Genomic DNA, 14504 nt, shown 5'->3' with positions numbered 1-14504 from the left:
CCCGCCCTTTGGTGCCAGACGCTCGCCTGCAGCAGCTCTCCGGTCTTGCCCCATTCATAGCGGTGGGTCGCCGCAGGGGTCCGGTCGCTGGCTGGCAGATGGCGGGCAGCGAGCTGGCCGTTGAGGGTCCATTCATAACGGCTGGTGTGTGATGCCAGGCCCTGCTCTGCGGCCCACCCATCGCTGGACTCGGTGAGCTGGCCAGCTGCGTCGTACTGGTAGCTTTGCACGCGGGCATCAAACCCGGTCTCCTGGGTGAGGCGGTCCATTGCATCCCAGGCAAAGCTGGTGTGCTCGCCGTTCTCGTTGGTGAGCTTTGTCAGGCGCCCTGCTGCGTCATAGGCAAAGGCCAGGTGCTGACCTGCATGGCTGCGCTGCACCAGGCGGCCCCAGAGGTCGTACTGCATGCTGACAGCGGCTGCGGTGGTGCTTTGCGGGATGGTGCTGCTGGATGTGTTGGTTCTGTCATCGTTCCCTGTGCGCCCCGCTTTGACCTCCACGACTTGGCCTTGGGCGTCGTACTGGTAGTGTTCCGTGCTGCCATCGGGGTACTGCACCGCCTGCAGCTGGTCTTGCGCGTTGTAGAGGTAGCGCACCCGCTCGGCCAAGGCGTTGCTAACAGCCAGGGTCTGGCCCCAGCGGTTGTATTCGTAGCGCGTGCTGTGGCCCGAGCAGTCGGTGTAGCTGGCCGTTTGCCCGCTGCGGGTGTAGGTGAGGTGTTTGTCGCCTCCCTTGGCATCGGTGATGCGATGGGGCTTGTCTGCGTTAAGGCGCGTGGCGAGGTCTGCCTGGGCGCCGCTCGCATCTGTGATGTCCGGGTAGTGGTAGTGCTCGGCGCTGCCATCGGGCATGGTCACCTGCGTCATGCGGCCGTAGTGGTCGTAGGCGTAGTGGGTGGTGCGGCCCGCCGCGTCGGTGCTGCTTTGCAGCCGGCCGGTGGCGTCATCAAAGCGCTGGCTGCTGCGCGCCCCGCCCGGGCCTTGGGTGGACAGGAGCTGGCCCAGGGGGCTTACTTGCATGCTGACTCTGCGGCCCAGCGGGTCGGTCACGCTGGTCAGGTGGCCAAACTGGTTGTAGCTGCGCTGCACCGTACTGCCATCAGCTCTTTGGTGCTCTACGAGCCGCGCCAGGCCCGCCTCGCCTTGGAAGATGTAGCTGTCTACGCGGCCCAGGCTATCGGTGACCACGCAGGCCCTGCGCGGCTGGCCGTTGGCTTCGGGGAGCACCTGGTAGACAAAGGTAGTCCAGGCCCTCCTGGTTGCGCTGGGCAATGGCCTGGCCGCCCGGTTCATAGCGGTCGTAGGCGTAGTGGTGCTCGGGGCCGCTGCGCTCTTGGTGGAAGACCATCAAATGGTTGCGCCAGGCAAAGCGGCGGGTGACCTGGCCGTGGCGGTCTTGTACCTCAAGCAAGTCACCCTGGGCGCTGTAGCTGTAGTGCACCAGGGTGATGGGTTGGGGGAGGGATTCTGTGTGTTCGGTAGCGGAAGGGTCGCGTGCGAGGCGGATGCTGGTCAGGCGCACACCGCTGTCGGCTTGCCAGAAGAAGTGGCTGCCTTGAGTGCCATCCTTGTGGCTGTAATGCTGGGCATCCTGCGCGGCAATCGCCTGCGTGTAGTGCAGTTCGTAGTGGCGGCCTACACCATCATCAATGCCGGTGATGCGTTCCTGGCCCAGCACCGTTGACCAGTGGTAGCGCTGTTTGCGGTCCAGGCGGTCTATCTTGCCCAGCAGGATCCAGTTCAGGTCTGGCTCGGGCTCGGAGGTGTGAGTGCTCAGGGGTGTGCCAGCAGTTTGCTGCGCCTGCGTGGCCGCACGCGCCGCTTCGATCTGCTGCCAGTTGGCTGGCGCAAACACCCAGACGGTGTCGCCGTTGCCTGTCGAGGCAAAGACCAGTAGATCGCTGCAAGCCATATCTCGCCGGATCCAGGCAAAGCGGCCTTGCCACCACAGCGGGGCTTGGCCCGGGAGCTGCTTTGCGTTTGCGTTTGCGCTGTGCGGTGCCTCTGCACTGAATCTTGCAGCCCCCGTCATCGCTGCCAACTCCTGCGAGAGCCCACCGGCGTGCATGCCTGAGCGCAGCAGCCAGATATCTTCGCTCGCGCTGTAGATCGACTCGCCCGGCGCCAGCGCATCAAAGGTGATGGTGCGGCCCTGGCTGTCGTGCAGCAAGGTGGCGCTCGCCTGCATCGATATCCGCAGCTCCATCGGCAGGCCCCAGCCATAACCGAGCATGCCGCAGTAGCCGCCTTGCTCGGCATTGACGTAGCTGCTGTACTGGCGCTGCCAGACGAGCGGCATGGCGCCGGGCAGCGCAAAGTCGAGGTCAGAAGCACCGGACAGAACCTTGGCGCCTAGCTGCGGGTTGACGGGGTTGCCGACTGCTGTGCCACTTGGGCATACCGAGCAAGCCACCCCGCCTTGGGTGCCGATCAGGACCGTGCGCGAGCCCGTGACGATGCGTGCGTATTTGACTTTGTCATCGATGCGGGCTGCGGGTTTTCCTGTCATGCAAGTTTCAATCGAAAAGTGATGATAGATAGTTTAAATCTACCATATGAGGCTTTTCGATGGATTGCAGCTTTATCAGGAAAGCGCGACTTTTGGCTTTTCGTGACACCAGAAGATTCAGTACAAGGGCGATTTCCTGCAGCCATTGGCCTTGTTGTGATGGCGCACCCAGGAAGATGTGTTCAGGTGAAATGGCCTCGATGACTGCGCCAAGCGCCGCACCACGCCGGGGATTTTTACATTTCAAATTCCCAATAATTGGGAATTGAATGGGCCATTCAATTCCGACCTAGGGTTTGCGCTAGGGTGCAATACAGAGAGCAATTCGACAATTCTGGCATTGATCTTGCAAGATCCTTGTTGTCACTAGTCCCGAGGAATGGGAATTGCGAATGGATGCTACAGAGTTGTTGGTCAGCGAGCGTGCGGCTGCGGACACCCCGGGTTCCGAGGTGTCGGCGGCCGACCGGGTGCTGCAGGTGTTGGCGGTATTGGCCTGCGCCGGGCGGCCGCTGTCGGCCAGCGAGCTGATGCAGGGCACCGGTTTGCCTCGCAGCAGCCTGTACCGGCAGCTCGCGCGCCTCAAGCGTTTTGGCTTTGTGGCCGACAGCGGCGCGCTGTATGCGCCCGGCCCGCTGGGCCTGCAGCTGGCGCGTGGCTTTGACGATGGCTCCCATTTGGTGCATGTGGCCCGCCCTGTGCTGGTGCAGCTGTCGCAGCAGACCCAGGAGAGCGCAGGCCTCTTGGTAGCTGCCAATGGCCAGGCCGTGTGCCTGGACATGGTGGAAAGCCCGCTGTCGCTGCGCTGCTCCTTCGACAAGGGCAGCAGCGTGCCGCTCAAGGTCGGGGCTTCTGCCAAGTGCGTGCTGGCCTACCTGCCTGCCGTGCAACGCGAAGCGCTGCTCAACCAGCACTACGGCGAAGGCACCCCGGCCCGCGCCGAGGCCGCTGCCGAGCTGCAGGAGCTGCGCACACAGGGCTACATCACCACGGTGGGCCAGGTCGATGCCGGTGTCTGGGGTTGCAGCGTGCCGGTGTTTGCCAGCGGCCGCCGCGCGGTCGCTGCGCTCAGCCTGATGGCGCCGCAGCAGCGTGTGCAGCACCAGCAGGCCCAGCTGGTGCAGGCGACCTTGGCAGCGGCGGCCCGCATCTCCCGCAGTCTGGCTGGATGACATTGCGATTTTGCTTGGTACTTGAATTGAAAAAGGACTCTCCCATGAACTTCCGTCGCCTGGTCTTGAAGACCTCTTTGATCGCTCTGGCCTGTGGTGCAGGCGCTGCCTTTGCCCAGAACAATGTGCTGCGCGTGGCCACCGATGCCACTTTCCCGCCGATGGAATTTGTCGAAAACGGCAAGAAGACCGGTTTTGACGTCGAACTCGTCGAGGCCGTCGCGGCCAAGATGGGCAAGAAGGTCGAATGGGTGGATATCGACTTCAAGGGCCTGGTGCCCGGTCTGATCGCCAAGCGCTACGACATGGCCGTCTCGGCCATCTACATCACCGATGAGCGCAAGAAGGTGGTGGACTTCACCCAGCCTTACTACGCCGGTGGCTTGGTGGCCATGGTCAAGGAAGGCAGCCCCATCACCAAGCTGAGCGATCTGGATGGCAAGAAGGTCTCGGTGCAGGTGGGCACCAAGTCGGTGGGTTACCTCACCGAGCACTTCCCCAAGGTGCAGCGCGTGGAGGTCGAAAAGAACCAGGAAATGTTCAACCTGGTGGACATTGGCCGCGCCGATGCCGCCGTCACCGGCAAGCCTGCCGCGTTCCAGTACAACCGCACGCGCGGCGGCATGAAGGTGCTGGCCGAGCAGATCACCACCGAGGAATACGGCATGGCCATCCGCAAGGACACGCCCGAGTTGACGGTGGCCGTGAACAAGGCGCTGGAGCAGCTCAAGGCCGACGGTGGCTACAAGGCCATCGTGGACAAGTGGTTCCCCAGCAAGTGAGCAAGCGATGCGCGTGTTGACGGCCTGGTAGGAATGAGGCCGTCCACATGTCCCAAGGCAGCGCAGGGCCCCCAGGCCAGCGCGCTGATCTGAGACGACAGGATTGACTATGGATTTGGATTTTTCGCCCGTCTGGGCAGGTTGGCCCGATCTGCTGCGCGGTGCAGCGGTGACGGTGGAGATCACGGCCGCTGCGCTGGTGCTGGGCTGCGTGATGGGTCTGCTGATCGGCATTGGCCGGCTCAACCCCAAGAACAGGATCATCTACGGCATCTGCACGGCCTATGTGGCCGCCATCCGGGGCACGCCGCTCCTGGTGCAGCTGTTCATTCTGTTCTTCGGCCTGCCGCAGTTCGGCATCATGCTGCCGGCCTTTGCCTGCGGCGTGCTGGGCCTGGGCATCTACTCGGGCGCCTATGTGTCCGAAGTGGTGCGCGGCGCCATCCAGTCTATCGATCGCGGTCAGATGGAGGCGGCGCGCTCCATCGGCATGTCGTCAGGCCAGGCCATGCTCTCGGTGATCCTGCCCCAGGCCATCGTGCGCATGATTCCGCCACTGGGCAATGAGTTCATTGCGCTGATCAAGAACTCGGCGCTGGTCTCGCTGCTGACCATCCACGATGTGATGCACCAGGGCCAGAAGATCATCAGCGTCTCCTACCGCTCGCTGGAAGTGTATTTGGCGATTGCCGTGATTTATTTTGTATTGACCGGCGTGACCACCTTGGCCCTGCGCCATTTTGAAAAGCGCCTGCGCGCTGGAGGCATGGTGCAATGACCGCAGCTCCGATGAATTCCGAATCCATGGTCCGCATCCGTGGGCTGCGCAAGGCCTTTGGCACGCATGTGGTGCTCGACGGCATCGATTTTGATGTGCAGCCCCAGCAGGTGGTCGTGGTCATCGGGCCCAGTGGCTCGGGCAAGAGCACCTTCTTGCGCTGCTGCAATGGCCTCGAAGTGCCGCAAGGCGGCAGTGTCGAGATCTGTGGCCGCACCCTGGTGCAGGACGGCCAGATGCTGCCCGAGAAAGCCCTCAACGCGCTGCGCGAAGAGGTGGGCATGGTGTTCCAGTCCTTCAACCTGTTTCCGCACCTGTCGGTGCTGGACAACGTGACCCTGGGCCCGCGCAAGCTCCATGGCTTGAGCCGCAAGGATGCCGATGCGCTGGCGCATGACCTGCTGAAAAAAGTGGGCCTGGGCCACAAGGCCGATGCGATGCCCGGCAGCCTCTCGGGCGGGCAAAAGCAACGCGTGGCCATTGCGCGCGCGCTGGCCATGCGGCCCAAGGTGATGCTGTTTGACGAGCCGACCTCCGCCCTCGACCCCGAGCTGGTGGGCGAGGTGTTGCAGGTGATGAAGATGCTGGCCGCCGAAGGCATGACCATGATGGTGGTGACCCATGAAATGGGCTTTGCCAAGGAAGTGGCCGATGTCGTGGTCGTCATGGATGGCGGCGGCATCATCGAAGCCGGTGACCCCCAGACCATCTTCAGCAACCCGACCAAGGAGCGCACGCGCAGCTTTTTGCAGGCCGTGTTGACCAAGCAATAAACGGGCAGGGATGAGCATGCAATTTTTCAGCAGCAGCGCGCTGCCCGCCGCGCCATGGAAGAACGGCGGCGGCACGACGCAAGAGGTGCTGTGCTGGCCGCCTGGCGCCAGCATCGACAGTTTTGCCTGGCGCATCAGCATTGCGCAGATCGCCAGCAGTGGCCCGTTCTCGGCCTTTGCTGGCGTGGACCGCATCATCACCTTGCTGGGTGGTGACGGCGTGCATTTGCAGGCTGCTGATGGCAGCGTGGACCATCTGCTGCAGCACTGCCTGCAGCCCTTTGCGTTCTCGGGCGATGTGGCGCTGGACTGCGAGCTGCTGGGCGGCGCCTCGCAGGATTTGAATGTGATGACCCGGCGCGGCCGCGTGCAGGCACAGGTGACGATCCACCGGGGTGGCAGCCTGCAGCTGGGCAGTGCCCAGGGCCTGCTGCTGGCGCGGGCTGGCAGCTGGCGCTTGCCAGCGCATGCCGCTGCGCTGGTGGCCGGTGGCGAGGACGGCCTGTACTGGACCGCTGCGCCCGGCCAGCCGCTGCATCTGGGAGCGGGCAGCGACGACGCCCTGTTGATCGCCGTCGCGCTGCAGGAGGTAGCAGCCGGTGTCTGATGCGATGAATACCCATAACCAATTGTTTGCCGCCCAAGCCTTGCTGCCCACGGGCTGGGCGCAGAACGTGCTGCTGCGCTGGGATGCGCAAGGCCGCTTCAGCGCCATCGAAGCCGGCGTGGACGCGGCCCGCTGCGCCGGCGTGGCACAGGCCGGCGGCCCGGTCCTGCCGGGCATGCCCAATCTGCATTCGCATGCGTTTCAGCGCGGCTTTGCCGGGCTGTCGGAGTTCCGAGGCCAGGCGCAGGACAGCTTTTGGAGCTGGCGCAATTTGATGTACCGCTTTGCGGCCCGGCTGGGGCCCCAGCACCTGGAGGCGATTGCCACCTGGCTCTACATCGAGATGCTGGAAGCCGGCTACACCAGCGTCTGCGAGTTTCACTACCTGCACCACCAGCCTGACGGCCAGGCCTATGCGCCCGATGGCGAGCTGAGCCTGGCGCTGCTGCGTGCGGCGCAGACGGCAGGCATCGGCATCACCCTGCTGCCGGTGCTGTACCAGAACAGCGGCTTTGGCGGCCAGGCACCCAATGACGGCCAAAAGCGCTTTATCCGCAGCACCGACAACATGCTGCGCCTGCTGGAAAGCCTGGCCCCCGCCTGCAATGCCCAAGGCGCGGCCCTGGGCCTGGCACCGCATTCGCTGCGTGCCGTGGCGCCCCAGGCCTTGCAGGAGGCGGTGCAAGGCCTGCATGCGCTGAATGCGCAGGCGCCGGTACACATCCATATCGCCGAGCAGATGGCCGAGGTGAACGCCTGCGTGGCCTGGAGTGGCCAGCGCCCGGTGGCCTGGTTGCTGGACCATATGCCGGTGGACGCGCGCTGGTGCCTGGTGCATGCCACGCACATGGACGAGGCCGAATACGCAGCCGCAGCCGCTTCGCAGGCGGTGGCCGGCCTGTGCCCGCTGACGGAAGCCAACCTGGGCGATGGCATCTTCGATCTGCCGCGCTGGCAGGCCGGCAATGGCCGCTGGGGGATTGGCTCGGACAGCCATATCGGCGTGAACGCGGCCGAAGAGCTGATGATGCTGGAGTACAGCCAGCGCCTGCAATCGCAGCAGCGCAATGTGGCGGCCAGCGCCCAGCAGCCCCATGTGGGCAGCCATATGCTGCTGGCAGCGGTGCAGGGCGGCGCGCAGGCCAGTGGCCGCGCGGTGGCCGGCCTGGCGCTGGGCCAGCAGGCGGATTTTGTGGTGCTCGATGGCCAGCACCTGGCGCTGGCCGGGCTGCCCGCTGCCGAGCAGCTCGATGCCCATGTGTTTGCCAGCAGCCGCAGCAGTGCGGTGGCCAGTGTCTGGGTGGGCGGCCAGTGCTGCGTGGCCGACGGCCGCCACCGGCTGCACCACAGCGCGCAGCGCGGCTTTGTCGCCGCGCGCAGCGAACTTCTTCAGGAGCCATGATCCATGCATTTTGAAACCGACCGCGCAGCGTTTGAATTCCGCCAAGGCACGGCGCCGCTGCTGATCTCCTTCCCCCATGTGGGCACCTATGTGCCGCCCGCGCTGGCCGAGCGCTTTACGCCCGAGGCGCGCGAGGTGCATGACACCGACTGGCACCTGCCGCTGCTCTATGCGTTTGCGCAGGAGATCGGGGCCTCGACCCTGGTGGCCACGCATTCGCGTCTGGTGGTGGACATGAACCGCCCCCCCGATGGCGCCAGCCTCTACCCCGGCCAGAGCGTCACCGGCCTGTGCCCGGTGGACACCTTTGCCGACACCCCCGTCTACCAAAGCGCCGCGCTGCAGCCCGATGATGCCGAAATCGCCCAGCGCCGTGACCAGGTCTGGAAGCCCTACCACGACCAGCTGGCCGCTGAGCTGGCCCGCATCCAGGCCCAGCATGGCGCAGCAGGCCTCTGGGATGCGCATTCGATCCAGTCGGTGCTGCCGCGCTTTTTTGACGGCAAGCTGCCCGATCTGAACCTGGGCACCAACAAGGGTGCCAGCTGCGGCGAAGGCCTGGGCGAGGCGCTGCTGGCCGAGGCCCGCAAGGGCGAGGCCGATGGCTTTAGCAGCGTGCTCAATGGCCGCTTTCAGGGCGGCTATATCACGCGCCACTATGGCCAGCCGGCGCAGAACGTGCATGCCATCCAGCTGGAGATGACGCAGAGCAGCTATATGCAAGAGCACATGCCTTTTGACTACCTGCCGGCCGTGGCCGCCAAGGTGCAGCCCCATGTGCACCGCATGGTGGAGACCTTGCTGGCCTACGTGCAGCAATCGGCACGCTGACCCCGCTCTCCCAATATGGCATCCCGGGCTTGCACCGCGCAGGCCAGGGATGCCTTTTTTTTGCTCTACTGACCGAGCAGGTTTTGCTGCTGGCAGGCCGCGCTCCTGCGGCAAATCGGTCGACAATAGCGGGCTATGACTACCTCTAGCACCGACAACGCGGCAGCCGCTCCTGCGGCGGCTTTCTGGACCGATCTTGAGCAAGCGCTGGGCCCCAACGGCTTTTCGCGCGGCGCGGACGCCATCCCCGAGAAGTACTGGACCGACTGGAGCGGCACGCCGCCGGTGCCGCCGCTGGCGCTGCTGCGCCCGCGCAGCACCGAAGAGGTCAGTGCCTTGCTGCGCATCTGCCATGCCCACCGGGTGCCGGTGGTGCCCCAGGGCGGGCTGACGGGCCTGGCCGGTGCGGCGGTGCCAGTCGCCCAGGGCGTGGCGGTGGCGATGGACCGCATGCAGCAGATCGAGGACGTGAATGCCCGCACGGGGCTGATGACGGTGCAGGCCGGCGTCACGCTGCAGGCGGTGCAGGAAGCGGCCGTGGCGGCGGGCTGGGTGTTTGGCGTGGACCTGGGCGCGCGCGGCAGCTGCCAGATTGGTGGCAATGTCTCGACCAATGCGGGCGGCAATGGCGTGCTGCAAAACGGCATGATGCGCGAGCAGGTGCTGGGGCTGGAGGTGGTGCTGGCCGATGGCACGGTGCTGCCGATGCTGCGGCCCATGCTGAAGAACAACACCGGCTACGACCTCAAGCAGTTCTTTATCGGTGCCGAGGGCACCCTGGGCATCATCACCCGCGTGCTGCTGCGCCTGCGGCCCGCCCCGCAGGCCAAGGCCACCTGCATGGTGGCGCTGCCCGGCTTTGACGAGGCGCTGGCGGTGCTGGCGCGCATGCAGGCCCGTTTTGGCAACAGCGTGGCCGCGTTTGAGCTGATGTGGAGCGACTTTGTGCAGACCTCCATCCAGTGGCAAAAGCTGCAGCCGGCCTTTGACCAGCAGCACCCGCTGCAGGCGCTGATCGATGTGGATGGCAAGGACGAGGCTGCGCTGCGCGCTGCGGTGGAAGAGGCCTTGGGCGAGGCCATGGAGGCCGGTGAGGTGGTGGATGCAGTGATTGCGCAATCGAGCGAGCAGGCCAAAAGCCTGTGGAAGCTGCGCGAGGCACCCGCCGAGATGACCGCGCACATGCATCCGCCGGTGAACTTTGACGTCAGCCTGCCGCAGGTGGACATTGGCCGCTTTGCCGCCGCCTGCCGCGCCGCCTTTGATGCGCGCTGGCCTGGCCACCACAGCCTGTTCTTTGGCCATGTGGGCGACGGCAACCTGCATGTCACCACCGACAGCCAAACCATCCATGGCGAGGACGAGGCGCTGGAAGCCGTGCTGTACGGCCTGGTGCAGCAGTTCCAGGGCAGCGTATCGGCCGAGCATGGCATTGGCCTGCACAAGATGCCCTACCTGGGTTTTAGCCGCACGCCGCAGGAGCTGGCCGCCATGCGGGCGATCAAGCAGGCGCTCGATCCGCTGGGGCTGATGAACCCGGGCAAGGTGCTGGCGGCGGACTGAACCCCGCTTTAACCCCTTCCTACAGAACCGGCGCCTGCAGCGATGCAAGCGCCGGTTTTCTTTTGAGGGCTGGTCCATCGCCCAGGGCACCGATGTGGTGCGATCGGGCTTTAGCCGGCAGCGCTGGCCAGCACTGCGCATGCCTGCAGGCCCCGTATCCAGGCGCTTTCCCGGCCGATGGCATAGAAACTGCTACCTTTTGAAACAAACCCGCAATGGATGACAACGTACAAAGGGGATGGCATGCAAATGGTGCAGATGGCTGCGATTGACAAGGCCGATACGGCCTGGCTCTTGGTCTCTACGGTGCTGGTGTTGCTGATGACACTGCCGGGTATTGCGCTCTTCTATGCCGGCCTGGTGCGGCGCAAGAACGTGGTCAACACGATGGTGGCCGTGTTTGCGGTGGCGGCCGTGGTGGCGCTCACCTGGTTTGCGCTGGGCTACTCGCTGGCCTTCAGCAAGTCCAGCGCCTGGCTGGGCGGGCTGGACCGGGCCTGGTTCTCATCGATGCGCCTGGATGCGGCAGCGGGCACCGTGTCGGTCAGCCACCTGGCGCCCCATCTGCCCGAGTCGCTCTATGCGCTGTTCCAGATGGCCTTTGCCGTTATCACCACCACCTTGATCATTGGCGCCGTGGTCGAGCGCATGCGCTTTTCGGCGCTGCTGCTGTTCTCGGGGCTGTGGAGCGTGCTGGTCTATGCGCCGGTGGCCCACTGGGTCTGGGAGAGCGATGGCTGGCTCAACAAGCTGGGCGCGCTGGACTTTGCCGGCGGCGCGGTGGTGCACGTCAATGCGGGGGTGTCAGCGCTCGTCTGCGCGGCCATGCTGGGCCGGCGCCAGGGCTATGGCCGCCAGGCCTTTGAGCCGCACAGCCTGGGCTGGACGGCGATGGGCGCCGCGCTGCTGCTCATTGGCTGGTTTGGCTTCAATGCCGGCTCGGCGCTGTCGGCCGATGGCCGTGCCGCGCTGGCGATGCTGGTGACCATGGTGGCGGCCGCTGCTGGCGCGCTGTCCTGGATGCTGGTCGAGTGGTGGGTGCGCGGCGCGCCCACCTTGCTGGGCGTGCTCTCGGGCCTGATTGGGGGGCTGGTGGCCATTACCCCGGCGGCCGGCTTTGTGCAGGTGGGCGGCGCGGTCGCCATTGGCCTTATTGCGGGCGTGGCCTGCTTTTGGGGCGCCACCTGGCTCAAGCGCCGCCTGGGCGTGGATGACTCGCTCGATGTGTTTGGCGTGCACGGCGTGGGCGGCATTGCCGGCTCGCTGCTCACCGCCTTGTTTGCCGACCGCGCCATTGCCGGTGTGGATGCCACGGTTCTCAACCAGCTGGTGGCCGTGGCGGCCGTGGCTATTTACAGCGCGGCGGGCACGGCCATTTTGCTGACCATCATCCGCGTGGTTCTGCCTTTGCGGGTGACGGCGCAGCAGGAGCTGGATGGCTTGGACCAAAGCCTGCACCAGGAAAGCCAGCATTGAGAGTCGCTCACACGCCCCTGGATACGTCGTTGCAAAACCTTGGCGGTGTACAGCCTAAGGATTTGCGCCTCGTCTCCACCGCAAACCTGCGGTGTGCGGGGCCGTGTTAGCGCCTCTTATTGAGGCAGGTTGCGCCGCCTGGGGCGCGCAGCCTATCCATCAGGTTCTGCCACGGAGGAGCTTGTATGAATGACAGTGAACGCCTGGCCATCGCCGCGCATTTGCATGTGGCGCTGCGCCGCAAGACGGGCCGGGTCACCGATACCGAGTGGATGGCCAGCGATACCGCCTACGGCCAGGCCATGGCCCAGTTTGCGCTGAACCATGCCCGCAGCAACCAGGATGCGGAGTTGGAGCGGCTGGCGCTGCGTTTTGCGGCCAGCCTGCCGGGCGCGCCAGCACCGGCGGCAGCAACCATGGCCGCTGCGGCGGCAGGGCCCGCTGCGGATGCCGTTGCGCCGGGCCTGGTGGCTAGCGCCAAGCGCTATGTAGGCGGCTTGCGTTGAAGGGATAGCGAGAGAGGGAGGGAAGGGGAAGCCTGGGAACAGAAATAGATCGAAATGGAACAAATGATCCAATAATCTATTGAAAAAATACAAATGATCCTTATACTATGCGTATCGCTGCCGGCGCAGGGCTGGTGACGCATTGTGAAGGAGTGCTCGCATGAGCCATGTCATCCATCGTTCTCTGGCCCAGGTTCCTCTTGTCGCGGTCGGCGGCAAAGGCGTGGAATTGTTTGACCAGGCCGGCAAGGCCTACCTGGATGCCAGTGGCGGCGCGGCGGTCTCGTGCCTGGGCCATGCCCACCCGGATGTGCTGGCAGCGATGCACCGCCAGCTCGACCAGCTGGCCTATGCCCACACCAGCTTTTTCACCACCGAGGTGCAAGAGGCGCTGGCCGACCACCTGGTCGCGCATGCGCCTGCGGGCATGACCGAGGTCTACTTTGTCTCCGGCGGCTCCGAGGCGGTGGAGGCAGCGCTGAAAATGGCGCGCCAGTATTTTGTCGAGATCGGCCAGCCCGAGCGCACCCACTTTGTCGCGCGCCGCCAAAGCTACCACGGCAACACCTTGGGTGCCTTGGCCGTGGGCGGCAATGAATGGCGGCGCAAGCAGTTTGCCCCCATCCTGATGGACGTGGGGCGCGTGGCCCCGGCCTATGAGTACCGCGACCGCCTGGACGGCGAGAGCCAGTCCGCCTATGTGGCGCGTCTGCTGGCCGAGATCGATGCCCAGTTCCAAGAGCTGGGCCCAGACAAGGTGATCGCCTTTGTCGCCGAGCCCGTGGTGGGCGCGACCCTGGGCGCGGTGGCGGCCCCTGCCGGCTACTGGCAAGGCCTGCGCGCGCTCTGCGACCGCTATGGCATCTTGCTGATCGCCGATGAGGTGATGTGCGGCATGGGGCGCACCGGCACCCTGCACGCGGTCGAGCAAGAGGGCATCAGCCCCGATCTGATGACCATTGCCAAGGGCCTGGGCGGCGGCTACCAGCCGATTGGCGCGGTGCTGGCGCAGCGCAAGATGGTCGAGGCCATGCGGCGCGGCAGCGGCCTGTTCCAGCATGGCCATACCTACATCGGCCACGCGATGGCGGCGGCCGCCGCGCTGGCGGTGCAGCAGGTGATACAGCGCGACCAGCTGCTGCCCCAGGTGCTGGCACGCGGCGCCTATTTGCAAAAGCAGCTGCATGCGCGTTTTGATGCGCACCCGCATGTCGGCGATATCCGGGGCCGAGGCCTGTTCTGGGGCGTGGAGCTGGTGCAGGACCGCAGCAGCAAGGCGACCTTTGACCCGGCGTTCAAGCTGCATGCCAAGGTCAAGGCGCAAGCCATGGCCCATGGCTTGCTGTGCTACCCCATGGGTGGCACGATCGATGGCCTGCATGGCGACCATGTGCTGCTGGCGCCGCCCTTTATCAGCAGCGAGGCCGAGCTGGACCAGGTGGTCGAGCGCCTGGGCGATGCCATTGACAAAGTGCTGGCCCAACAACCGGTAGCCGCCTGAACACGCCCCCGAAACGATCTGAAAGAACCCGCCCGATGACGCCCTCCCAGGACCGCCTGGCGCCCTTGCCCCCCGAGGCCTGGAGCGAAGAGCAGCGCCGCTATGCCCAGCCCATCATCGATGGCCCGCGCGGCGCGCTGATATCGCCCTTTGTGCCCTTGCTGCGCAGCCCCGAGCTGATGGACCACACCCAGCGCCTGGGCGAGTACCTGCGCTACCGCAGTGCCATCGGCGTGCGCCTGACCGAGCTGGCGATTCTGGTTACGGCCCGCCAGTGGACGCAGCAGGTGGAATGGGCCATCCATGCGCCGATTGCGCTGCGTGAAGGGGTGGGCCAGGCGACCGTGGATGCCGTGGCCCAAGGCCGCCGCCCCGATGCGATGCCCGAGGACGAAGCGGTTGTGCATGACTTCTGCATCGAGCTGCACCAGCAGCGCCAGGTGAGCGACGCCACCTGGGCGCGCGCGCAGCGGCTGTTTGGCGACAAGGGCGTGATGGACCTGATCGGCATCAATGGCTATTACAGCCTGCTGTCGATGGTGATGAATGCCGCGCGCACGGCGGTCCCGGCATCCACCGCCCAGCCACTGGTGCCCTTGGCCTGA

Annotated in this window: 13 protein-coding genes and 1 pseudogene; 12 read left to right on the top strand and 2 right to left on the bottom strand. The window is 65.3% G+C overall.

Annotated features, from left to right (window positions below):
- A pseudogene (locus WH367_RS09760) lies at window positions 1–1187 on the bottom strand (RHS repeat-associated core domain-containing protein); the annotation flags it as partial.
- Entirely contained in the window at window positions 1174–2508 is a 1335-nt protein-coding gene (locus WH367_RS09755) for a DUF6531 domain-containing protein (RefSeq protein WP_339535805.1), read from the bottom strand. The pseudogene WH367_RS09760 and the gene WH367_RS09755, both read right to left, overlap by 14 nt.
- Before the next feature lie 392 nt (window positions 2509–2900).
- On the opposite strand from WH367_RS09755, the gene WH367_RS09750 reads away from it, so the two are divergent.
- The 12 genes from WH367_RS09750 to WH367_RS09695 all read left to right on the top strand — a co-directional run bounded on the left by WH367_RS09750 (window position 2901) and on the right by WH367_RS09695 (window position 14504).
- Window positions 2901–3680, top strand: coding sequence for an IclR family transcriptional regulator (locus WH367_RS09750; RefSeq protein ID WP_021026217.1), 780 nt, complete (start codon window positions 2901–2903; stop codon window positions 3678–3680).
- 44 nt (window positions 3681–3724) lie between these two features.
- A complete protein-coding gene (locus WH367_RS09745; RefSeq protein ID WP_339535803.1) occupies window positions 3725–4462 on the top strand; it encodes a transporter substrate-binding domain-containing protein in 738 nt (245 codons plus the stop codon).
- A gap of 109 nt (window positions 4463–4571) precedes the next feature.
- Complete coding sequence (locus tag WH367_RS09740; RefSeq protein ID WP_116925410.1) at window positions 4572–5240, top strand: amino acid ABC transporter permease; 669 nt, start codon at window positions 4572–4574, stop codon at window positions 5238–5240.
- An 11-nt stretch (window positions 5241–5251) separates the two neighbouring features.
- Entirely contained in the window at window positions 5252–6013 is a 762-nt protein-coding gene (locus WH367_RS09735) for an amino acid ABC transporter ATP-binding protein (RefSeq protein WP_339535801.1), read from the top strand.
- Between the two features lie 16 nt (window positions 6014–6029).
- The gene (locus tag WH367_RS09730; protein ID WP_339535799.1) at window positions 6030–6620 is read left to right on the top strand and encodes a HutD/Ves family protein; all 591 of its coding nucleotides are present in this window, start codon (window positions 6030–6032) and stop codon (window positions 6618–6620) included.
- A 4-nt stretch (window positions 6621–6624) separates the two neighbouring features.
- The gene (locus tag WH367_RS09725; protein WP_339535797.1) at window positions 6625–8022 is read left to right on the top strand and encodes a formimidoylglutamate deiminase; all 1398 of its coding nucleotides are present in this window, start codon (window positions 6625–6627) and stop codon (window positions 8020–8022) included.
- 3 nt (window positions 8023–8025) lie between these two features.
- Window positions 8026–8853, top strand: coding sequence for an N-formylglutamate deformylase (hutG, locus tag WH367_RS09720; protein ID WP_339535795.1), 828 nt, complete (start codon window positions 8026–8028; stop codon window positions 8851–8853).
- Between the two features lie 135 nt (window positions 8854–8988).
- Window positions 8989–10416, top strand: coding sequence for an FAD-binding oxidoreductase (locus WH367_RS09715; protein ID WP_339535794.1), 1428 nt, complete (start codon window positions 8989–8991; stop codon window positions 10414–10416).
- A gap of 243 nt (window positions 10417–10659) precedes the next feature.
- Window positions 10660–11892: an ammonium transporter gene (locus WH367_RS09710; RefSeq protein WP_339535813.1), complete on the top strand. Its 1233-nt coding sequence runs from the start codon at window positions 10660–10662 to the stop codon at window positions 11890–11892.
- A 185-nt stretch (window positions 11893–12077) separates the two neighbouring features.
- On the top strand, window positions 12078–12398 hold the full coding sequence (locus tag WH367_RS09705; RefSeq protein ID WP_021026210.1) for a hypothetical protein: 321 nt from the start codon (window positions 12078–12080) through the stop codon (window positions 12396–12398).
- A gap of 160 nt (window positions 12399–12558) precedes the next feature.
- Window positions 12559–13899, top strand: coding sequence for an aspartate aminotransferase family protein (locus WH367_RS09700; RefSeq protein WP_339535792.1), 1341 nt, complete (start codon window positions 12559–12561; stop codon window positions 13897–13899).
- 35 nt (window positions 13900–13934) lie between these two features.
- Window positions 13935–14504: a carboxymuconolactone decarboxylase family protein gene (locus WH367_RS09695; protein WP_339535790.1), complete on the top strand. Its 570-nt coding sequence runs from the start codon at window positions 13935–13937 to the stop codon at window positions 14502–14504.

This window comes from Comamonas sp. MYb21 (assembly GCF_037479395.1).
In the GTDB taxonomy this organism is placed as follows: Bacteria; Pseudomonadota; Gammaproteobacteria; order Burkholderiales; family Burkholderiaceae_C; genus Comamonas.
This window is presented reverse-complemented; position numbering and strand designations above follow the sequence as displayed.

Excerpts from the sequence above, each read along its gene's own strand:
- WH367_RS09715 (WP_339535794.1), top strand. The coding sequence starts at position 8,989 with ATGACTACCTCTAGCACCGACAACGCGGCAGCCGCTCCTGCGGCGGCT.
- WH367_RS09740 (WP_116925410.1), top strand. The coding sequence starts at position 4,572 with ATGGATTTGGATTTTTCGCCCGTCTGGGCAGGTTGGCCCGATCTGCTG.
- hutG (WP_339535795.1), top strand. The coding sequence starts at position 8,026 with ATGCATTTTGAAACCGACCGCGCAGCGTTTGAATTCCGCCAAGGCACG.
- WH367_RS09725 (WP_339535797.1), top strand. The coding sequence starts at position 6,625 with ATGAATACCCATAACCAATTGTTTGCCGCCCAAGCCTTGCTGCCCACG.
- WH367_RS09755 (WP_339535805.1), bottom strand. The coding sequence starts at position 2,508 with ATGACAGGAAAACCCGCAGCCCGCATCGATGACAAAGTCAAATACGCA.
- WH367_RS09745 (WP_339535803.1), top strand. The coding sequence starts at position 3,725 with ATGAACTTCCGTCGCCTGGTCTTGAAGACCTCTTTGATCGCTCTGGCC.
- WH367_RS09750 (WP_021026217.1), top strand. The coding sequence starts at position 2,901 with ATGGATGCTACAGAGTTGTTGGTCAGCGAGCGTGCGGCTGCGGACACC.
- WH367_RS09695 (WP_339535790.1), top strand. The coding sequence starts at position 13,935 with ATGACGCCCTCCCAGGACCGCCTGGCGCCCTTGCCCCCCGAGGCCTGG.
- WH367_RS09710 (WP_339535813.1), top strand. The coding sequence starts at position 10,660 with ATGCAAATGGTGCAGATGGCTGCGATTGACAAGGCCGATACGGCCTGG.
- WH367_RS09735 (WP_339535801.1), top strand. The coding sequence starts at position 5,252 with ATGAATTCCGAATCCATGGTCCGCATCCGTGGGCTGCGCAAGGCCTTT.
- WH367_RS09705 (WP_021026210.1), top strand. The coding sequence starts at position 12,078 with ATGAATGACAGTGAACGCCTGGCCATCGCCGCGCATTTGCATGTGGCG.
- WH367_RS09700 (WP_339535792.1), top strand. The coding sequence starts at position 12,559 with ATGAGCCATGTCATCCATCGTTCTCTGGCCCAGGTTCCTCTTGTCGCG.
- WH367_RS09730 (WP_339535799.1), top strand. The coding sequence starts at position 6,030 with ATGCAATTTTTCAGCAGCAGCGCGCTGCCCGCCGCGCCATGGAAGAAC.